Genomic DNA, 20,538 nt, shown 5'->3' with positions numbered 1-20,538 from the left:
AAAGCCTCGCCCGGGCGGCCGGCCAGAGCCCGTCCGGGCGCTGATTTCTTCGCCCGGATGGGATAATTCCACGCATGAGCATTACCTACAAAGACGCCGCGGGCATCGCCGCCATGCGCGTCGCCTGCCGCCTCGCGTCCGAGGTGCTGGACTACCTCACGCCCTTCATCAAGCCCGGCATCACGACCAACGACGTCGACCGCCTGGCCGCCGAGTACATGGTCAAGCAGGGAACCACCTCGGCCACGGTGGGCTACATGGGCGCCAGCAGCGTCCCCTTCCCCAAGTCGCTGTGCACCTCGGTCAACCACGTGGTGTGCCACGGCATCCCGAACGACAAGCCCCTGAAGAAGGGCGACATCATGAATGTCGACGTCACCGTCATCAAGGACGGCTGGTTCGGCGACAACTCCCGCATGTACGTCGTGGGCGATGCCTCGATCGCGGCCAAGCGCCTGTGCCACATCACCTTCGAGGCCATGTGGCACGGCATCCTGCAGGTGCGCCCCGGCGCCCACCTGGGCGACGTGGGCCACGCGATCCAGAAGTTCGCCGAGGGCCAGGGCTTCTCGGTGGTGCGCGAGTTCTGCGGCCACGGCGTGGGCCAGCGTTTCCATGAGGAACCGCAGGTGCTGCACTACGGCCGCCCCGGCACCATGGAAGAGCTCAAGCCCGGCATGATCTTCACCATCGAGCCGATGATCAACGCCGGCAAGCGCGAGGTGAAGGAAGACTTCAAGGGCGGCCAGTACGACGGCTGGACCATCGTCACGCGCGACCATTCGCTCTCGGCCCAGTGGGAACACACGGTGCTGGTCACCGAAACGGGCTACGAGGTGCTGACCCTGTCCGAGGGCAGCCCGCCGCTGCCTTCCTTCGTGAGCGCCATCAGGACATGAGCCGCGCGGCCGGCCGCGCCACCCCACCGCCATGATCGAAGCCGCCCGACACGACGTCGCGACGCTGCGCGAAGCCTACCGCGCGAAGAAGCTCGCCCTTTTCGAAACCCTGCGCTTCGCGCGCGCGCCCACGCGCAGCGTGCACACGGTGCTGCGCCAGCTCGCGGCGCTGGCCGACGAGAGCCTGCAGACGCTGTGGCAGGACGCCGAGTTCGGCGACGGCCTGGCGCTGGTGGCGGTCGGCGGCTACGGGCGCGGCGAGCTGTTCCCCTATTCCGACGTCGACGTGCTGCTGCTGCTGCCGCCCGAGGGCGGCGAGCAGGCGGTCGAGCCGGCGCGTCTCGAGGCCTTCATCGGCCAGTGCTGGGATGCCGGCCTGGAGATCGGCTCGAGCGTGCGCACCATCGAGGAATGCCTGGCCGAGGCCGAGAAGGACGTCACGGTCCAGACCTCGCTGCTCGAGGCGCGGCTGATCGTGGGCGACAAGAAGCTGTTCGCCACCTTCCGCAAGCGCTTCGGCACGGTGATCGACCCGCAGGCCTTCTTCATCGCCAAGTCGCAGGAGATGCGGCACCGGCACCAGAAGTTCGACAACACGCCCTACGCGCTCGAGCCCAACTGCAAGGAATCGCCGGGCGGCCTGCGCGACCTGCAGACCATCCTCTGGGTCGCCAAGGCCGCGGGCTTCGGCAGCCGCTGGGACGACCTGGCGCGCAACGGCCTGGCCACGCCCTTCGAGGCGCAGCAGATCAAGCGCAACGAGGCGCTGCTGTCGCTGATCCGCGCCCGGCTGCACGTGATCGCCAACCGGCGCGAGGACCGGCTGGTGTTCGACCTGCAGACCGCCGTGGCCGCGAGCTTCGGCTACGTGAGCGAATCGCAGCGCAAGTCGAGCGAGGCGCTGATGCGGCGCTACTACTGGGCCGCCAAGGCGGTCTCGCAGCTCAACCAGATCCTGCTGCTCAACATCTCCGAGCGGCTGCAGCCGATCGACGAGCTGCCGACGCCGATCAACGAGCGCTTCTTCGAGCGCGCCGGCCTGATCGAGATCGCGCGCGACGACCTCTACGAGAGCGAGCCGCACGCCATCCTCGAGACCTTCCTGCTCTACCAGAAGACCATCGGCGTGAAGGGCCTGTCGGCGCGCACGCTGCGCGCGCTCTACAACGCGCGCCACGTGATGGACAGCAAGTTCCGCAACGATCCGGCGAACCACGAAACCTTCATGCGGATGCTGCAGCAGCCCTACGGCATCACGCATGCCTTCCGGCTGATGAACCAGACCTCGGTGCTGGGGCGCTACCTGCGCGTGTTCCGCAGCATCGTGGGGCAGATGCAGCACGACCTGTTCCACGTCTACACGGTCGACCAGCACATCCTGATGGTGCTGCGCAACGTGCGGCGCTTCTTCATCGCCGAGCACGCCCACGAGTACCCGTTCTGCTCGCAGCTCGCGGCCGGCTGGGACAAGCCCTGGCTGCTGTACGTGGCCGCGCTGTTCCACGACATCGCCAAGGGCCGCGGCGGCGACCACTCCACGCTGGGCGCGCGCGACGTGGCGCGCTTCTGCAAGCAGCACGGCATCTCGCGCGAAGACTCGAAGCTGATCGAGTTCCTGGTCTCCGAGCACCTGGTGATGAGCCAGGTGGCGCAGAAGCAGGACCTGAGCGACCCCGAGGTGATCGGCGCCTTCGCGAAGCGCGTGGGCAACGAGCGCTACCTCACGGCGCTCTACCTGCTGACGGTGGCCGACATCCGCGGTACCTCGCCGCGCGTGTGGAATGCCTGGAAGGGCAAGCTGCTCGAGGACCTCTACCGCTACACCCTGCGCGCACTCGGCGGGCGCATGCCCGATCCCGACACCGAGGTCGAGTCGCGCAAGCGCGAGGCGCTGGTGCAGCTCGCGCTGCATGCCCAGCGCTTCGAGGCGCACAAGGCGCTGTGGGACACGCTCGACGTGGGCTACTTCATGCGCCACGACGCCAGCGAGATTGCCTGGCACGCGATGCAGCTGTCGCGCTTCGTGCCGCCGAAGAACGTGCCGATCGACCCGGCCGCGCCGCCGGTGGTGCGCGCGCACCTGTCGCCGGTGGGCGAAGGGCTGCAGGTGGTGGTCTACACGCCCGACCAGCCCGACCTGTTCGCGCGCATCTGCGGCTACTTCGACCAGGCCTCGTTCAGCATCCTCGACGCCAAGGTCCACACCACGAGCAACGGCTATGCGCTCGACACCTTCCAGGTGGTGACCACCTTCCTGCCCGACCACTACCGCGACCTGATCAACATGGTCGAGACCGGGCTCGCGCAGACCCTGACCGAGGCCGGCGCCCTGCCGTTGCCGAGCATGGGCCGGGTGTCGCGCCGGGTGCGCAGCTTCCCGATCAAGCCGCGCATCAGCCTGGTGCCCGACGAGAAGGCGCAGCGCTGGGTGCTCAGCATCTCGGCCAGCGACCGCGCCGGCCTGCTCTATTCGGTGGCGCGCGTGCTGGCACGGCACCACCTGAACCTGCAGCTCGCCAAGGTCACGACCCTGGGCGAGCGCGTGGAAGACAGCTTCCTCATCAGCGGTCCCGAATTGCAAGGCCAGCGCACCCAGGCCGCGATCGAAACCGAGCTGATGGAAGCCCTGGAGGCCTGAATGGCCCGCCCGGCGGCCCGCTCCGCCGGGCCAGTTTCGCGACAAAAGTTCACATATTCTTGTGAATTGAATACCAAATGTTTCTTTTTTCTGTCTGAACGGCAGAATGGACCCCATGGACACATTGCTGACCCAGCTTTCGAGTTCCGTATCGTCGGCCAGGACCCTCGAGGACCTGACCCGTCCCATGCTCGAGATGCTCGAGGCCGTGACCGGCCTGGAATCGACCTATCTCACGCGCATCGACCTGGAGCAGGGGCTCCAGCACATCCTGTATGCGCGCAACGTGCGGCGGCTGCAGATTCCCGAGGGCCTCGCCGTACCCTGGGGCGACACCCTGTGCAAGCGCGCCCTCGACGAAGGCCGTGTCTACACCGACAACGTCGCCGAATGCTGGGGTGATTCCGACGCCGCGCGCGAGCTCGGCATCCAGACCTATGTGAGCACCCCGGTGCGCACCGACAGCGGCGGCCTCTACGGCACGCTGTGCGCGGCCAGCGCCGAGCGCCAGCCGCTGCCGGCCAACGCCACCAACGTGCTGGGCCTGTTCGCGCGGCTGATCGGCCACCAGGTCGAGCGCGAGCAGCTGTTCCAGCGGCTCTCGGCGGCCAATGCCGAGCTCGCCACCCATGCCGCGACCGACGCGCTGACCGGCCTGCCGAACCGGCGCGCCTTCCTCGAGGGCCTGCGCCGCATGCTGGCCCAGGGCCAGCGCGACGGCACTGGCGTGCTGGTGGCCTTCGTCGACCTCGACGGCTTCAAGAAGATCAACGACCTGCACGGCCACGAGACCGGCGACGACTTCCTGGTGGAGATCGCGCGCCGGCTGCACGACACGCTGCGCGCCGGCGACCTGCTGGCCCGCCTCGGCGGCGACGAGTTCGTGGTGGTCGGCCCGGGCCCCGCGCTCGCAGGCGGCGAATCGCCGGCTGCGGCCGACGCGCTCGGCCAGCGCGTGGCGGCGGCCACGGTCGGCGATTTCCATCTCGGCACGGTCCGGATCGGCTACGAGGGCGCCAGCGTGGGCGCGGTGTCCGTCGACCCGCGCTTCACCACGGCTGAGGAGGCGCTGCGCCTGGCCGATGCCGCGATGTACCTCGACAAGCGCGGACGCAGCGGCCGACCGCACGGATGACCTGATGATCGGCCGGCCACGCGGGCGCCTCGAGCGCGTGTTCGGATCGCTCAAGGTCCGCCTCACGCTGGGCGGCATCGTGGCGCTGGCCCTGGGCATCGCGCTCAGCACCAGCGTGCTGCTGGGCATCGCCGAGCGCGACCTGCTCGCCGCGCAGCAGCAGCGCGAACTCGGCGAATCGGCCCGCACCGCCGCCCTGCTCTCGCGCAGCGTGGTCCAGCTGCAGCGAGCGCTGCTGTCGATCGCCGAATCGCTGGACGAGGCCACGCTCGACGACCCCGTGGCGCTCGCGCGCTTCATGGACAGCAAGCCGATCCTGCGCGGGCTCTTCACCGTGCTGTACATCGCGCGGCCCGACGGCGAGGTGCGCATCCTGGTCGATGCCGAGAACGGCGTCTCGCGGCCCGCGCTGCCGCTGACCCAGCGCAGCTACTTCCGCCGTACCCTGGCCGAGGGCCGGCCGATCGTCTCGGAGCCGCTGAACGGCCCGCTGTCGGGCGAGCCGATCGTGGTGTTCACGCAGCCGGCGCGCAATGCCTCGGGCATCTACGCGGTGTTCGGCGGCGTGCTGCGGCTGTCCAGCCGCGACCTGCTCGACGGCCTGGTCGATCCGCAGGCCGGCGACGACAACGCGCTGCTGGTCGTCACCACGCTCGACGGCCGCGTGCTCGCGCATCCCGACCGCCGCCGCATCATGAGCTCGCTCGCCGACGAACCGCGCCTGGGGCAGGCCTTCAAGGCCTGGACCGCCGAGCACAGCCCGGCGGAGCCCGCGGGCGTGGCGCTGCCGCAGCCCGGCGAGATCGCCAGCGCCGCGGGCGTGGCCGGGCCCGACTGGATGGTGTGGCGCACCCGGCCCCACTCCGAACTGACCGCGCCCTTCGCTACCGCGCGCGCCCAGTCGCTGCGCTGGGCCGGCCTGATCGTCGCGCCGCTGGCGTTCGCGCTGTTCGCGCTGCTGTGGTGGGGGCTGCGGCCGCTGCGCCTGCTGGAGCGGCGCGCCCAGCACCTGTTCGACGGCAGCCTGGGCGCGGCCGACGGCTGGCCGCGCGCGGGCGGCGAGATCGGCCAGCTCGGCAACGTGCTGCGGCGCGTGGGCATCCAGCGCGCCGAGCTCGAGCGGCTCAACGGCGAAAGCATCGCCAAGCTTGGCTCGGTGATGCGCGCGGCGCCGGTCGGCATCGCGCTGGTGCGCGACGGCCGTTTCGACCTCGCGAGCGACGAGCTCTGCCGGCTGCTGGACTGCGCGCGCGAGGACCTGCTGGGCCGGCTGACCAGCAAGGTTCTGGTGCCGCCCGAGCCCGGCGAAACCCCGCTGGCCGCGCTCGAGGCGCTGGCCTTCGGCGCCGACCAGGCCTACGTGGGCGAATGCCAGGTGCAGCGCGCCGACGGCAGCCGCTTCTGGGCCCGGCTGCGCAGCAAGCCGGTGGACGCGGCGCGCATGGAGCTCGGCACGATCTGGATCCTGACCGACATCGACCAGCAGCGCCGCACCCGCGCGGCGCTCGAGTGGTCGGCCGCGCACGACAGCCTGACCGGACTGGCCAACCGCCAGCGCTTCGAGGCCCATGCGCAACGGCTGATCGCGGGACTGCCGGGCACCATGCCGGCCGCGATGGTCTTCATCGATCTCGACAACTTCAAGCGCGTGAACGACACCGGCGGCCACCTGACCGGCGACGCCATGCTGCGCGCGGCCGCCGGCGCCATCGCCTCGCGGGTGCGCGCGGGCGACCTCGCGGCGCGGCTGGGCGGCGACGAATTCGTGCTGCTGCTCGAGCGCTGCCGCCATGCCGACGCAGTGCGCGTGGCCGAGGCCATCGTGACCTCGATCGCCGAGATTGCCATGCCTTCGCTGCCCGAGGACCTGCGCATCGGCGCGAGCATCGGCGTGGCCAGCCTCACGCCGCAGACGCTGAGCGTCGACGCCTGGCTGCGCGCCGCCGACGAGGCCTGCTATGCGGCCAAGACCGCGGGCCGCGGCGTGGTCCGGGCGGGTTCGGCGCCGGCCGAGCGCGTGCCGGGTTGAGCGGCCGACTATCGACATCCTTCTGGTTTTATCGCCAACCCGCCATCGCTGGCCGGGGCCACAAGGCCCTTCAAAATCACACTAGTTCACACTTCCTGGGGAAACCCCGGATCCAGTGAATCCATTTGGCTGACGAATACGTAACACCCAAGTTACCAGTTCGATGCCACGGGCCCCACGCGAAAGTCGGGGCCGCGGATCGCACTGAACGGAACAGGCCGGAATGCGACTGGTTCGTCACGAATTCCCGACAATCAGCCGTGAACTAATACCAACTCAGTAAACGATTGTTGTCAATCGTTAACCATTCCCAGAGAATGCCCCAGCATGGAAGAAACAAACGGGGACCTCGATCACTTTGAACGCCGAGCTTGCAGCGCGCAGTGGCTCGCATTCAATCGCGGCATGGCAGCCGAGCTTGCCGCCGGGCTCCCGCCCGAGGATCTGCATCAGCTTTTCTTCCGCATCGGCGAGAACGTGGCGCGCACCTTTCCGGTGCCTCCCTGCGCGAGCCTGGCCGAACTGGAAGCCGAGTTCAACGCCCGCTGGGACGGCATCGACTGGGGCTACAGCACCCTGCGCGAGGAAGCCGACGGCCTGCGCATCCGCCATGCCTGCAGCCCGCTGGCCATGGCTTTCGGGCCCGAATCGACCGGCTGGAGCAGCGGCTTCTTCGAAGGCGTCTACCAGACCTGGTTCGGCAGCCAGCGCCTGCCCGCCGCGCTGCGGGTGCAGGCGCTGCCGTCCCATCCGCAGCCCGGCGCGGTGATCGAACTCCGATTGGCGAGGTCTTCCCCATGAACAACGACGATCCATCCGCCGAGGACGTGGCCGGACTGTTCCGCAAGTTCGGCGGCGACTCGCATGTCTACAAGGAATTCGCGCCGCCCGAGCCCACCGACGGCGAAGGCCGCGCCGGCTGGCCGCTGCTGTCGGGCGCGCCGATCGAGCGCGCGCCCGAACCGCCGCCAGCCCCGGTACCGCCGCCGCCCGCTGCACCCGTGAAGCCGGTGCAGGCCGCGCCCGTGCCGCCGCCGGCCCCGATCATGGCCCCACCGCCCGTGGCGGTGCGCCCCGCGCCGGCCATCGCGCCCGCACGGCCGGCCGCCCCGCTCGCGAGTCCGTTCGGCCCGGCACCGACCGTCCCGCCGCCGGCCCAGCCCGTGCCCGCCTGGGCCGCCGCCCGGCCCGCTCCCGCTTTCGCCCCGGGGCCCGCCCCGGCCCTTCCCTCCACCGCCACGCCGACACCTCCCGCCTCGGACGCACGGAGCCCGACCGAGCTGGACGCGCTGTTCGCGCGCCTGGCGGGACCGCAGCGCCCCGAGCCCCCGCCGGGCCCCATGTCACGCTGGCGCCGGCCGACGTGACCATGGTCGTCATCCCCGTCATTTCATCCAAGGGCGGTGTTGGCAAGACCACCGTCGCCGCCAACCTGAGCACCGTGCTCGCCGAGCGCGGCCACCACGTGCTGGCGATCGACCTCGATCCGCAGAACGCGCTGCGCTTCCACCTCGCCAACGATCCGCACCAGTGCGTCGAGGGCCTGGCCGAGGTCGCGGCCGGCCAGCTGACCTGGACCCAGGCGATGCGCCCCGGCCATGGCGGCACCGTAGTGCTGCCCTTCGGCACGGTCGACGACGAGCAGCAGATCGAACTCGAGCAGCAACTCGCGCGCTACCCGGGCTGGCTCGGCGACACGCTCGCGCGCTTCGCGCTGCCCGACGACACGCTGGTGGTGCTCGACACGCCGCCCGGCCCCACGGTCTACATGCAGCAGGCGCTGCGCACGGCCAACTTCTGCGTGGTCACGGTGCTGGCCGATGCCGGCTCCTTCGCCACCCTGCCGATCATCGAGCGCATGGTCGACAAGTACTGCCGCCCGCGCGCCGACTACGGCGGCAGCGCCTACGTGGTGAACCAGGTGGCGCCGAGCCGCCGGCTCAACCACGACGTGTTCGAGATGCTGCGCGCGCGCCTGCAGTCGGAACTGCTGGGCGTGCTGCACCAGGACGAATCGGTGTCCGAGGCGCTGGCCTCGGCGCTGCCGGTGCACCGCTATGCGCCCCTGAGCCAGGCGGCGCAGGACCTCTCGGTGTGCGCCGACCGGCTGCTGGCGCGCATCGCCGCGGCCGCCGCGAACCGCGCCGCCCACGCACAGCCCGCGGCCGACCCGGCCTGGCAGATGGAGTCCCGATGAGCAGCAGCAAGGCGCAGCCGGCATCCGAGGCAGGCTCCGCGCCGCCCCCCTCGCCCGATACCCCGCTGGGCGCCGACCGCCCGCCGCGGCCCGCGCCGGCCTTCCTGCGCCTGTGGCCGGTGCGGCTGCTGGGCTGGCTGATCCTGCTCACGACGGCACCGGCGCTGATCATCGCGCCCATGACCTTCGAGCAGCAGCTGGTGCTGTCGATCGGCATCTTCCTCGCGGCCCTGTTCGTGAACCGCTTCCGCGGCCACTTCGCGGGCCTGGTGCTGATGCTGCTGTCGGTGATCGTCTCCTCGCGCTACACCTACTGGCGCATCACCGAGACGATGTACATGGACAACATCGTCGACCTGGTGCTGGGCGTGGGCCTGCTCATGGCCGAGCTCTACGCCTTCGTCGTGCTGCTGCTGGGCTACATCCAGACCGCCTGGCCGCTGGGCCGCAAGCCCTCGCCGCTGCCCGTGGACCCGGCCGAGTGGCCGAGCATCGACCTGTTCATCCCGACCTACAACGAGCCGATGTCGGTGGTGCGCCCGACGGTGCTGGCCGCGCAGGCCATCGACTGGCCGCGCGACAAGATCAAGATCTACGTGCTCGACGACGGCCGGCGTCCCGAATTCCGCGAGTTCTGCGATGCCGTGGGCGTGACCCACGTCACGCGCGACAACAACCGCCACGCCAAGGCCGGCAACATCAATGCCGCGCTCAAGAACACCAGCGCCGAGTTCGTCGCGATCTTCGACTGCGACCACATCCCCACGCGCTCGTTCATGCAGATCGCGATGGGCTGGTTCAATCGCGACGCAAAGCTGGCCATGGTCCAGCTGCCCCACTATTTCTTCTCGGCCGACCCCTTCGAGCGCAACCTCGACACCTTCGGCACGGTGCCCAACGAGGGCGAGCTGTTCTACGGCCTGATCCAGGACGGCAACGACCTGTGGAACGCCAGCTTCTTCTGCGGCTCGTGCGCAGTGCTGCGCCGCACGGCGGTCGAGGAAGTCGGCGGCATCGCGGTCGAGACCGTGACCGAGGACGCCCACACCGCGCTGAAGATGCACCGCCGCGGCTGGAACACCGCCTACCTCGCGCTGCCGCAGGCCGCGGGTCTCGCGACCGAAAGCCTCTCGGGCCACGTGGGCCAGCGCATCCGCTGGGCGCGCGGCATGGCGCAGATCTTCCGCGTCGACAACCCGCTGTTCGGCCGCGGGCTGCACTGGGCGCAGCGGCTGTGCTACCTCAACGCGATGCTGCACTTCCTGTACGGGCTGCCGCGGCTCATCTACCTGACGGCGCCGCTGGCCTACCTGTACTTCGGCGCGAGCGTGATCCATGCCTCGGCCTCGATGATCTTCGCGTTCGCGCTGCCGCACATCCTGCACGCCAACCTGACCAACAGCCGGATCCAGGGGCGCTTTCGCTACCTGCTGTGGAACGAGGTCTACGAGGCGGTGCTGGCCTGGTACATCTTCCGGCCCACGCTGGTGGCGCTGATCAATCCCAAGCTCGGCAGCTTCAACGTGACGGCCAAGGGCGGCCTGATCCAGGAGCAGTACTTCGACACCTCGATCGCCAAGGCCAGCCTGGTGCTGCTGGCGCTGAACTTCATCGGCGTGGCGCTGGGCATCTGGCGCCTGACCTGGGTCGATCCGCAGAACATCGCCACCGTGTGGCTGAACCTGGCCTGGACCATCTACAACCTCATGATCCTCGGCGCCTGCGTGGCGGCGGCCAACGAGTCGCGCCAGGTGAGGGCCGCGCACCGCGTGACGCTCGACGTGCCGGCGGCGCTGTACTTCGCCAATGGCCACTCGATGCGCTGCAACACCTTCGACTTCTCGACCGGCGGCCTGGGCCTGGAGCTGCCGACCGAGGTCAAGCTGGCGCCCGACGAACCGATCGAGGTGGCGCTGTTCCGTGGCGACGCGGAATCGCGCTTCCCCGCCACCGTGCGCTTCAGCAACGGCAAGCGCCTGGGCATCCGCTTCGCGCCGATGAGCTTCGCGCAGGAGCGTGCGCTGGTGCAGTGCACGACCGCGCGCGCCGACATCTGGGCCGCGCGCTGGGGCAACCATCCGCGCGTGGGCGTGCACCGCGTGCTGGCCCACCTGACGAGCATCAGCCTGGTCGGCTTCAAGGACATGTTCTCCCATTACTACCGGGCCGGCCTCTCGCGGCTGCGGCTGCCCAAGCGCTCCGTCGGAACGAAGAAGGAAACCGCGTGACGATCACTCCGAAAGCGCCGCGCCGCGGCGCCGCCCCCTCCTTCCGTCCGGCCGCCGGCGCTATGCTGGCCCTGCTGGCGCTGACCGCGGCCGGCACGGCCTCGACGCAGCAGCAGCGCCCGGGCGCACCCGCCGCCGCCGCGCCGGCCTTCACACCGGCGACCGTGCCCTCGATCGCGCCGGCCGCCGTGCCCACGCTCGCGCTGCCGCCCCAGCAACTGCCCGGCGCGGCCGGCGTGCCGGTGCCCGTCGCCAGCACGGCCGCCGCCGGCGGCACGGTGCGCGAACTCAACCTCACGCAGCTGGGCATCGACTACGCGATCCAGCTGCGCGGCATCAGCGGCACCATCGGCATCCCGTTCAACATCCGCGCCGACGAGCTGGTGACCTCGGCCTCGTTCCGTCTCAACTACGCCTACTCGCCCTCGCTGATCCCCGAGCTGTCGCACCTGAAGGTGACGGTGAACGACGTGCTGGTGGCCACGCTGCCGGTGAACCGCGCCGACGGCGGCAAGCCGCAGACCGCCGACATCCCGATCGACCGGCGCCTGATCACCGAATTCAACCGCATCAATGTCGAGCTGATCGGCCACTACACGCGCGACTGCGAGGACCCGGCCCACACCAGCCTGTGGGCGCGCATCGACGCCTCGAGCACCTTGCGCCTGAACGTGTCGCCGCTCAAGCTGAGCAACGACCTGGCGACGCTGCCGCAGCCCTTTTTTGACCGCCGCGACGTGCGCCGCGCGCGCATTCCCTTCGTCTTCGGCAGCGCCGAGTCGGGCCCGCTGCTCGAGGCGGCAGGCGTGGTCTCGTCGTGGTTCGGCGCGCTGGCCGACTACCGCGGCGCCGTGTTCCCTGTCTCGCGCGGCCAGCTGCCCAGCGGCCATTCGGTGGTGTTCGCCACGCCCGAGACCAGCCTGCCGGGCCTGGTGCTGCCCGCGATCCAGGGGCCGGCGCTGGCCGTGGTCGACCATCCGCAGGACCCGACCGCCAAGCTGCTGCTGGTGATGGGTCGCGACGCCAACGAGCTGCGCACCGCCGCCGCCTCGCTGGCGCTCAACAGCCGCGCGCTGTCGGGCGCGACCAGCGCGATCGCCGCCTTCCAGGAGCCGCCCGCGCGCAAGCCCTACGACGCGCCGCGCTGGGTGCCCAGCGACCGCGCGCTGCAGTTCGGCGAGCTCACGACCGCGGCCGATCTCTCGGTCACCGGCTACAACCCCGACGTGGTGCGGGTCAACCTGCAGCTGCCGCCCGACCTGTTCACCTGGCGCAGCCGCGGCATCCCGCTCGACCTGCTCTACCGCTACACGCCGCGCGTGCGGCCCGACCAGTCGACGCTCAACGTCAACGTCAACGAGAACTTCATCGGTGCGATCCCGCTGCGCTCGGCCAACCCGGCCGGCGACCGCTGGTACAACCCGCTGGCCGTCAAGCTGATGCCCGACGGCACCCTGGCCGAGCGCAAGGAAGTGATCCTGCCGCCGCTGGCGCTGGGCCCGCGCAGCCAGCTGCGGCTGCACTACTACTTCGAGCCCGTGGCCGGCCGCTGCATCCCGCAGCTCGACAACGTGCGCGGCTCGATCGACCCGACCTCGAAGATCGACGTCTCGGGCTTCCCGCACTTCATCGCCATGCCCGAGCTGGCGGCCTATGCCAACGGCGGCTTCCCGTTCTCGCGCATGGCCGACCTGTCGGACACCGCGGTGATCCTGCCCGACCAGGCCGACACCTCCGACACCGAGACCTACCTCGGCCTGATGGGCCAGATCGGCCGCGCCACCGGCTACCCCGTGCTGCGCGTGAAGGTGGGCCGCTCGGCCGAGGTCTCGCAGTGGGCCGACAAGGACCTGCTGGTGATCGGCAACCTGCAGAACCAACCGCTGTTCACGCAGTGGGCCGAGCGCATGCCGCTCAAGCGCGCCGCGGCCGCCAACGGCAGCGGCGACGGCTCGCCGCAGTTCAAGCTCTCGAGCTGGATCGACACCGCGATCGACTTCGTGATCGGCGCGCGCACCCGCGAGGACTTGCCGGGCTCGATGCAGATCGCGGTCAGCGACGACGGCCGCGACGCGGTGCTCGCGGGCTTCGAGTCGCCGCTGCGCAGCGGCCGCAGCGTGGTCGCCGCGATCTCCAACAGCACCTCGAAGGACGCGCTGCTCAACGCGCTGATGACACCCGACCTGCTCAAGCGCGTGCAGGGCAGCATGGCCATCGTGCGCGACGCGCAGGTGCACAGCGTGCTCGGCAGCGAGACCTACTACGTCGGCCGCCTGCCGCCGATCGCCTGGCTGCAATGGAACCTCTCGCGCAGCCCGCTGCTGCTGGCGGCACTGGTGGTGCTGCTGGCCGTGATCGGCGCCGCGGTGGCCTATGCCAGCCTGCAGATTCGCGCGCGCCGCCGCCTCAAGTGACGACCCTCGCCCCGGAGACCGACCCCACGATGCCAGGTTCGAAGCCCACGCTTCCCCCTTCCGCTCCCGACCGGCGGCGCCGCTCGCTGTTCGCGGCGGCGGCCGCCTCCGCGCTGGCCTGGACCGGCACGCGCGCGGCCGCGCAGGCCACGCCGCCCGCCGCGCCGATGCCCGCCACCTGCCATCCCGCCGCCGACTGGAACGCCTTCGTCGCGCGCCACATCCAGCGCGACGGCCGCGTGATCGACTTCAACACGCCGCAGCAGCACTCGACCTCCGAGGGCCAGTCCTACTGCATGTTCCTGGCGCTGGTGCACAACGACCGCGAGCTGTTCGCGCGCGTGCTGGGCTGGGCCGAGACCAACCTCGCCAACGGCAGCATCGCGAAGAACCTGCCGGCCTGGCAGTGGGGTCGCAAGCCCGGCGGCGGCTGGGGCGTGCTCGATCCGAATCCCGCCTCCGACGCCGATCTCTGGATCGCCTATGCGCTGATGGAGGCCGGCCGGCTCTGGAACGAGCCGCGCTACGCGAGCATGGGGCGCAGCCTGCTGGCCATGGTGGCGCGCGAGGAAGTGGTGCTGCTGCCGGGCTTCGGCCGCATGCTGCTGCCCTGGCCCAAGTCGGTGGCCACCGGCTCGGTGTGGCGGCTCAACCCGAGCTACATGCCGCTGCAGCTGCTGCGCTATTTCCAGCAGACCGATCCGCAGGGCCCCTGGGCCGCGGTGGCCGACAACACGGTGCGCCTGCTCGCGGCCACGGCGCCGCGCGGCTTCTCGCCCGACTGGTGCGCCTGGTCGGAGGACGCGCGCGCCTTCGTCGCCGATCCCGAGAAGGGCACGGTCGGCAGCTACGACGCGATCCGCGTCTACCTCTGGGCCGGCATGCTGGCCGAGTCCTCGCCCGACCGCCGGCCGCTGCTGCAGGCGCTGGCCGGCCCGAAGCGCCTGCTGGCCGACCGCCAGCCGATCCCCGAGCTGGTCGACACCGCCACCGGCACCGTGCGCGGCATGGGGCCGCTGGGTTTCGCCGGCGCGCTGCTGCCCTACCTGAAGGCGCAGGACATGCCCGAGGCGCTGGCCACCGAGCTGGCGCGCCTGCCCAATTCGCGCGCCGACGGCCAGCCGTCGACCGCCCTGCTTCCCTACTACGAACAAATGCTGCTGCTCTTCGGCCAGGCCTGGCTCGACGGGCGCTACCAGTTCCTTCGGAACGGCCAGCTGCAAACCTCATGGAGACTGCTATGTCGACCCACCCGCACGGCATGACATCGCCGCGCCCGACCCGGTTGCGCCGTGCTCCGGGAGGCCTGCCCTCCGCGCGCTGGCTGGCCTGCCTGGGCCTGTTCGCCACCCTCGGCGCCGCCAACCCGGCACACGCCCAGGCCGACGCCGCCACCGCCCTGATCGAACAGGGCAACTACTGGCAGTCGCAGGGCCGCGTCGACCTCGCCGAGGAGAGCTGGCGCAAGCTGCTGAGCGTCAACCCGCAATCGGCCGATGCGATGTACGGCATGGCGCAGGTCGAGCTCTCGCGCGGCAATGCCGAGCCGGCGCGCAGCTGGATCGCGCGGCTGCGCGCGGCCGCGCCCAACGACCCGCGCCTGTCGCGCCTGCAGCAGCAGGCGCAGAACCCCGGCCAGGGCAGCCTGCTGCAGCGCGCCCGCGCGGCGGCGCGCGCCGGCCGTGCGGCCGAGGCGGTGCAGCTGTACCGCGACCAGTTCGACAACCGGCCGCCGCCCGAAGCGCTGGCGCTCGAGTACTACCAGACGCTGAGCAGCACGCCGCAGGGCGCCGACGAAGGCCGCCGCGGCATCGAGCAGCTGGCGCGCGAATACCCCGAGAACGCCAGCTACAAGCTCGCGCTCGCGCAACTGCGCACCTACAGCGAGAGCACGCGGCGCGAAGGCATCCGCGCGCTGGTCGATCTCTCGAAGCAGCCCACCGTGGGCGCGGCCGCGCGCACGAGCTGGCGCCAGGCGCTGATCTGGCTCGACGCGCGCGCGCCCGACATCCCGCTGTACCGCGAGTTCCTCGCCAACAACCAGAACGACACGGCCGTGGCCGCGCGCCTCGAAGCGCTCGAGAGCGGCCGCACCACCGCGGCCTCGGGTCCGGGCGTGCCGCTCGGCGAGGGCTACCGCGCGCTCGAGCGCGGCGATCCGGCGACCGCCGAGCAGCGCTTCCAGCAGGCGCTGCGCGCCAAGGCCGACGACAGCGAGGCGCTCGGCGGCCTGGGCCTGGTGCGGCTGCGCCAGGAGCGCTTCGCCGAGGCGCAGCAGTACCTCGAGCAGGCCGCGCGCGGCGGCAACACCAAGTGGAATTCGGCGCTGCAGAGCGCCACCTACTGGAACCTCGTGAACCAGGCCCGCGCCGCGCAGGGCCGCAACGACCTGCGCAACGCGCAGGCGCTGCTCGAGCGCGCGGTGCGCATCGACGGGCGCGAACCCGTGGGCCAGGTCGCACTGGCCGACCTGCGCGCCGCCGCCGGCGAACTGCCGCAGGCCGAGCAGGGCTACCGCCGCGTGCTCGAGAGCAAGCCCTCGGACGGCCAGGCGCTGCGCGGCCTGATCGCGGTGCTGGGCCGCCAGGGCCGCGCCGACGAGGCGCTCGAACTCTCGCGCCGCCTCACGCCCGAGCAGGCGGCCCAGCTCGGCGGCCTGCGCGACATCCAGGTCGAACAGGCGCGTGCCAAGGCCAAGCAGCAGGCGGATGCCGGCGACGCCGCTGGCGCGCAGCGCACGCTCGAGGACGCGATGCTCGCCGCGCCCGACAGCCCCTGGGTGCGGCTGGACCTGGCCAACATCTACCGCCGCCAGGGCCTGGTGGCCGAGGCGCGCGGCGTGATGGAGGGCCTGCTGATGTCGCAGCCCGACATGCCCGACGCGCTGTTCGCGAGCGCCCTGCTGGCTTCCGAGACCGGCGACGCCGCCGCCGGCATCCAGTACCTCGAACGCATCCCGGCCGGCTCGCGCACCCGCGAGATGGCCGCGCTGCAGCGCCGGCTCTGGGCCCAGTCGCAGGCGCAGCGCGCGCAGGCACTCGCGCGCCAGGGCCAGGTCGACGCCGCGCGCCAGCTGCTGGGCCAGGCCGAAGCCTCGCTGAGCAGCGACATGCCGAGCGAAATCTTCGGCCAGCTCGCGGGCGCCTATGCCGACATCGGCGACGCGCCGCGCGCGCTCGCGATGAGCCGCCAGCTGCTCGCGCGCACGCCGACGCCGACCGTGGCCAACCGCCTGCTCTATGCCTCGGTGCTGCTCAAGACGCGCCAGGACATCGAGCTGTCGGCCGTGCTGCGCCAGCTCGCGAGCACCAGCATGACCTCGTCCCAGCGCGCCGACTTCGATGCGCTGCGCATCGCCTACGCGCTGCGCCAGACCGATGCGCTGCGCGAGGCCGGCAACCTCGAGGCCGCCTACAACGCGATGGCGCCGGTGCTGGCCGAGCAGCCCGACGACCCGAAGGCATTGGCCGCGCTCGCGCGGCTGTATTCGGCCGCGCGCGACGAGAGCCAGGCATTGGCGCTCTACCAGCGCGTGCTGCAGCGCAGCCCGACCGACCTCGACACCCTGCTGGCGGCCGCCGCGAGCGCGAGCGCGCAGCGCAACCACAGCGACGCCGAGAGCTACGTGATGGCCGCGCTCAAGCAGGCGCCCGACGAGTCGCGCGTGCTGACCGCGGCCGGCCGCGTCTACCGCAATGCCGGCGACAGCCGCAAGGCCGAGCAGTACCTGCGCGCCGCGGTCGAGGCCGACAGCCGGCTCGCGGCCGGCGGTTCGCCCGGCGCGCCCGGTGTGCCGGGCGGCCTGCCGCCAGCGAACCCCTTCGCCGGCATGACCGGCGGCGCCGCGAGCACGGCCCTGCCGGTGCCCGCGGGCGCCGGCGGCAATCCCTTCGCCCAGGCGCGGATGCAGCCGGTGGCCTATGCGGCGGCTGCCCCCGCGGGCGCGTACCCGGCCGCCTATCCCGTGCAGTACCCGGCTTATCCCGCCGCGCCCGCGAACGCGGGCTATCCGGGCGCGACGCCGTGGCCCGCGGGCTCGCAGCCCGCGGCCAATGCCAAGGGCCGCCGCACGACGAGCACCGCCGCGCCGGCCGCGAACACGCGCACCGCCGCGCGCACGGCCAACACGCCCCAGGCCACGGCCTACATCGCGCCGCCGCTGCAGCAGTACCCGGTGGCCGGCGCGCAGCCGGTGGCACCGGTCTACGCGCAGGCGCCGCAGGCCGGCTATCCGCCGGCCTACGTGCAGGGCGGCGGCCTGCTGCCGCTGCCGCGCCCGGGTGCGGCGCCGGCCGACCTCGGCTGGAACGCGGCACCGCGTGCCCAGCCGCCGGCCGATTCGGCCGCGGCGGAACTGCGCGAGCTCGAGGCCGCGCGCTCGGTCTCCATCACCGCGGGCACCGTGTTCCGCAACCGCGCGGGCGAGGCCGGCCTGAGCCGGCTCACCGACTTCGAGATTCCGTTCGAGGCCCGCTTCCCGGTCGGCGACGGCAAGATCGTCGTGGGCGTCACGCCCACCTTCCTCGATGCCGGCTCGCCCGCGGGCGACTGGGCCACCGCCAGCCGCTTCGGCGGCGGACCCGGCTCGGCCTTCACGGGCCTGCTGAACGGCACCACGGCGGGCCAGCAGAACGCCTCGGGCCTGGGCCTGAGCGTGGGCTACGAAGGCAAGAACTTCGGCGCCAGCATCGGCACCACGCCGCTGGGCTTCCAGCAGGTCAACCTGATCGGCAACGCCACCTTCAAGGGCGCCTTCGGCGATGCCTGGTCGTACAAGGCCGACCTGTCGCGCCGGCCGGTCACCGACAGCCTGCTGTCCTTCGCGGGCGCGAAGGACGAGCGCACCGGCGAGCGCTGGGGCGGCGTGGTCGCGACCGGCGCGCGCGGCGACATCGGCTACGACGACGGCACCTACGGCTTCTACGGCTACGGCGCGCTGCACGGCCTCACCGGCAAGAACGTGGCGAGCAACTCGCGCTTCGAGATCGGCGGCGGCAGCTACATCCACCTGCTGAGCGAACCCGGCAACAAGCTCACGCTGGGGCTCAACCTCGGCATCATGGGCTACGACAAGAACCTCAGCTACTACACCTTCGGCCATGGCGGCTACTTCAGCCCGCAGAGCTTCGTGAGCCTCGCGCTGCCGGTGGACTGGAGCGGGCGCAACAACCGGCTGTCGTGGCGCGTCAATGCCTCGCTGGGCGTGCAGGCCTTCAACCAGAAGGAAACGCCCTACTTCCCGACCGACAGCAGCCGCAACGGCGATGCCGGTCGCGCGGCCGCCGGCGCGGCGTCGCTGGGCCTCACCAGCACGATCTACAACGGCCGCTATCCGAAGACCTCGAAGACCGGCCTGGCCTACAACCTCGCCGCGGTGCTCGAGTACCAGCTCGCGCCGAAGATGTACCTGGGCGGCTCGGTCGGCCTGAACAACGCGCAGGACTACCGGCAGTTCACCGGCAGCCTCTACCTGCGCTACGTGTTCGACGGCTCGAGCACGCTGGGCGTGCCCACGGGCACGACGCTGCGGCCGCTGGTGTCGCCGTACACGCCGCTGCTCTGAACGGCGACGGCCCATGAAAAAGCCGCGCGGCCCCGAGGGGCTCGCGCGGCTTTCGTCTTTGAAGAGGGCTCAGCCGCCCGAGACCGACGGCCCCGCGACAGGCACCGCCTGCGCGCGGTGTTGCTGCGGACCCCACAGCGGCACGCGCTCGAAGTCCTGCACCCATTGCGGAATGTCGCAGGCCGACAGCGGCATCGAGATGCCGTAGCCCTGGGCCAGCGTGCAGCCCATCTCGAGCAGTGCCTCGCCGAGCTCGAGCGTTTCGACGCCCTCGGCCACGGGCGTGCGGCCCAGCGCCTTGAGCAGCGCGAGGATGCCCTGCACGATCGCGCGGTCCTGCTCGCTCTCGAGCATGCCGCGGATGAAGGACTGGTCGATCTTGACCGAGGACACGGGCAGCTGGCGCAGGTAGGTCAGCGAGGAATAGCCGGTGCCGAAGTCGTCGATGGCGACCGGCACGCCCAGGCCCTTGCAGGCCTCGACGAAACGGGCCACGGTGGAGAACTTGCTGATGGCGGTGGTCTCGAGGATCTCGAGCTCGAGCGTGCCGGCGCCCAGCTTGGGGAACTGCGCCAGGTGCTGCGCGAGCCGGTCGACGAAGTCCCAGCGCATCATGTGGCGCGGGCTCACGTTGACGCTGATCGCGGTGCGCAGGCCGGCCGAACGCCATTCGTGCGCCTGCCGCAGCGCCGCGCCGATCACCCAGTCGCCCATGCGCTCGGCGAGCTCGTCGCCCTCGGTGAGCGGCACGAACTGCCCGGGCTGCAGCAGGCCGCGCTCGGGATGCTGCCAGCGAATCAGCGCCTCGACGCCCACCATCACGCCGCGCTGCATGTCGACCTTGGGCTGGTAGCAGAGGAAGAATTCGTCGCGCTCCAGGCCTTCCTGGATGCGCTGGCGCGCGCGCACCATCTGCTCGTCGGCATGGGCCTGCGGCGCGTCGAAGTAATGCACCCGGCCGTCGCCCGCGCGCTTGGCGAAGAAGGCCGCATGGCTGGCCTGGCGCAGCGCGAGCTCGGGCGGCGGGCCGCTGGCGTCGAGCAGCCGCGCACCGAGGCTGGCCTCGAGGCTGACGGCATGGCCGCGCCATTCCCAGGGTTCGGACAGCGCGGCCAGCATGCGTTCGAGCACCTGGTGGCATTGCGAATTGCCGATGCCCGCGAACACGGCCGCGAACTCGTCGCCACCGACATGGGCCAGCAGGCCCTCGCGCGGCAGTTGGGCCTTGAGGCGGCGGCGCGCTTCCTCGAGCGCGGCGTTGCCGCCGGCCATGCCCAGGCGCTGGTTCACGTCGGCGAAACGATCGAGGTCGATGAAGCAGACGATGGCCAGCCGCTTGCCCTCGCGGGCCCAGTCGGCCAGCAGCGGGCGCAGCACCTCATCGGGCGGAAGGCGGTTGAGTCCGGAATCCGGCAGGGCCATGGCGGGAGGTTGC

The 20,538-nt window shown here is 71.4% G+C and carries 12 protein-coding genes; 11 read left to right on the top strand and 1 reads right to left on the bottom strand.

Going from position 1 to position 20,538, the window contains the following annotated elements:
• Positions 1–74: 74 nt before the first annotated feature.
• From map to AC07RV_RS09010, 11 genes are all read left to right on the top strand, one after another.
• Positions 75–899, top strand: a complete 825-nt coding sequence (gene map / locus AC07RV_RS09060; RefSeq protein ID WP_208509381.1) for a type I methionyl aminopeptidase — start codon at positions 75–77, stop codon at positions 897–899.
• Between the two features lie 31 nt (positions 900–930).
• Positions 931–3,537 (top strand): [protein-PII] uridylyltransferase, encoded by a 2,607-nt coding sequence (locus tag AC07RV_RS09055; protein WP_296782774.1) that lies wholly within the window; start codon positions 931–933, stop codon positions 3,535–3,537.
• A 115-nt stretch (positions 3,538–3,652) separates the two neighbouring features.
• Positions 3,653–4,672, top strand: coding sequence for a GGDEF domain-containing protein (locus AC07RV_RS09050; protein ID WP_296782775.1), 1,020 nt, complete (start codon positions 3,653–3,655; stop codon positions 4,670–4,672).
• A gap of 4 nt (positions 4,673–4,676) precedes the next feature.
• Complete coding sequence (locus AC07RV_RS09045; protein WP_296782776.1) at positions 4,677–6,701, top strand: sensor domain-containing diguanylate cyclase; 2,025 nt, start codon at positions 4,677–4,679, stop codon at positions 6,699–6,701.
• 327 nt (positions 6,702–7,028) lie between these two features.
• The gene (bcsD, locus tag AC07RV_RS09040; protein WP_093342118.1) at positions 7,029–7,502 is read left to right on the top strand and encodes a cellulose biosynthesis protein BcsD; all 474 of its coding nucleotides are present in this window, start codon (positions 7,029–7,031) and stop codon (positions 7,500–7,502) included.
• The gene (locus tag AC07RV_RS09035) at positions 7,499–8,068 is read left to right on the top strand and encodes a hypothetical protein (protein ID WP_296782780.1); all 570 of its coding nucleotides are present in this window, start codon (positions 7,499–7,501) and stop codon (positions 8,066–8,068) included. The genes bcsD and AC07RV_RS09035 overlap by 4 nt, the downstream gene beginning before the upstream one ends.
• Positions 8,069–8,070: 2 nt before the next feature.
• On the top strand, positions 8,071–8,898 hold the full coding sequence (bcsQ, locus tag AC07RV_RS09030) for a cellulose biosynthesis protein BcsQ (protein ID WP_296782783.1): 828 nt from the start codon (positions 8,071–8,073) through the stop codon (positions 8,896–8,898).
• On the top strand, positions 8,895–11,126 hold the full coding sequence (gene bcsA / locus AC07RV_RS09025) for a UDP-forming cellulose synthase catalytic subunit (protein ID WP_296782785.1): 2,232 nt from the start codon (positions 8,895–8,897) through the stop codon (positions 11,124–11,126). The genes bcsQ and bcsA overlap by 4 nt, the downstream gene beginning before the upstream one ends.
• Complete coding sequence (bcsB, locus tag AC07RV_RS09020) at positions 11,123–13,540, top strand: cellulose biosynthesis cyclic di-GMP-binding regulatory protein BcsB (protein ID WP_296782787.1); 2,418 nt, start codon at positions 11,123–11,125, stop codon at positions 13,538–13,540. The genes bcsA and bcsB overlap by 4 nt, the downstream gene beginning before the upstream one ends.
• Before the next feature lie 29 nt (positions 13,541–13,569).
• Positions 13,570–14,805 (top strand): cellulose synthase complex periplasmic endoglucanase BcsZ, encoded by a 1,236-nt coding sequence (bcsZ, locus tag AC07RV_RS09015; RefSeq protein ID WP_296782789.1) that lies wholly within the window; start codon positions 13,570–13,572, stop codon positions 14,803–14,805.
• Complete coding sequence (locus AC07RV_RS09010; protein ID WP_296782791.1) at positions 14,781–19,103, top strand: cellulose biosynthesis protein BcsC; 4,323 nt, start codon at positions 14,781–14,783, stop codon at positions 19,101–19,103. Before bcsZ ends, AC07RV_RS09010 begins: the two co-directional genes overlap by 25 nt.
• A 69-nt stretch (positions 19,104–19,172) precedes the next feature.
• Here AC07RV_RS09010 and AC07RV_RS09005 read toward each other — a convergent pair whose 3' ends face one another.
• On the bottom strand, positions 19,173–20,525 hold the full coding sequence (locus tag AC07RV_RS09005) for a putative bifunctional diguanylate cyclase/phosphodiesterase (protein WP_093342124.1): 1,353 nt from the start codon (positions 20,523–20,525) through the stop codon (positions 19,173–19,175).
• Positions 20,526–20,538: the final 13 nt, after the last annotated feature.

It is taken from the genome of Variovorax sp. GW821-FHT09B01, from assembly GCF_059418345.1.
This window is presented reverse-complemented; position numbering and strand designations above follow the sequence as displayed.

Excerpts from the sequence above, each read along its gene's own strand:
- AC07RV_RS09050 (WP_296782775.1), top strand. The coding sequence starts at position 3,653 with ATGGACACATTGCTGACCCAGCTTTCGAGTTCCGTATCGTCGGCCAGG.
- bcsA (WP_296782785.1), top strand. The coding sequence starts at position 8,895 with ATGAGCAGCAGCAAGGCGCAGCCGGCATCCGAGGCAGGCTCCGCGCCG.
- map (WP_208509381.1), top strand. The coding sequence starts at position 75 with ATGAGCATTACCTACAAAGACGCCGCGGGCATCGCCGCCATGCGCGTC.
- AC07RV_RS09035 (WP_296782780.1), top strand. The coding sequence starts at position 7,499 with ATGAACAACGACGATCCATCCGCCGAGGACGTGGCCGGACTGTTCCGC.
- AC07RV_RS09045 (WP_296782776.1), top strand. The coding sequence starts at position 4,677 with ATGATCGGCCGGCCACGCGGGCGCCTCGAGCGCGTGTTCGGATCGCTC.
- bcsD (WP_093342118.1), top strand. The coding sequence starts at position 7,029 with ATGGAAGAAACAAACGGGGACCTCGATCACTTTGAACGCCGAGCTTGC.
- AC07RV_RS09055 (WP_296782774.1), top strand. The coding sequence starts at position 931 with ATGATCGAAGCCGCCCGACACGACGTCGCGACGCTGCGCGAAGCCTAC.
- bcsZ (WP_296782789.1), top strand. The coding sequence starts at position 13,570 with ATGCCAGGTTCGAAGCCCACGCTTCCCCCTTCCGCTCCCGACCGGCGG.
- AC07RV_RS09005 (WP_093342124.1), bottom strand. The coding sequence starts at position 20,525 with ATGGCCCTGCCGGATTCCGGACTCAACCGCCTTCCGCCCGATGAGGTG.
- bcsQ (WP_296782783.1), top strand. The coding sequence starts at position 8,071 with ATGGTCGTCATCCCCGTCATTTCATCCAAGGGCGGTGTTGGCAAGACC.
- AC07RV_RS09010 (WP_296782791.1), top strand. The coding sequence starts at position 14,781 with ATGTCGACCCACCCGCACGGCATGACATCGCCGCGCCCGACCCGGTTG.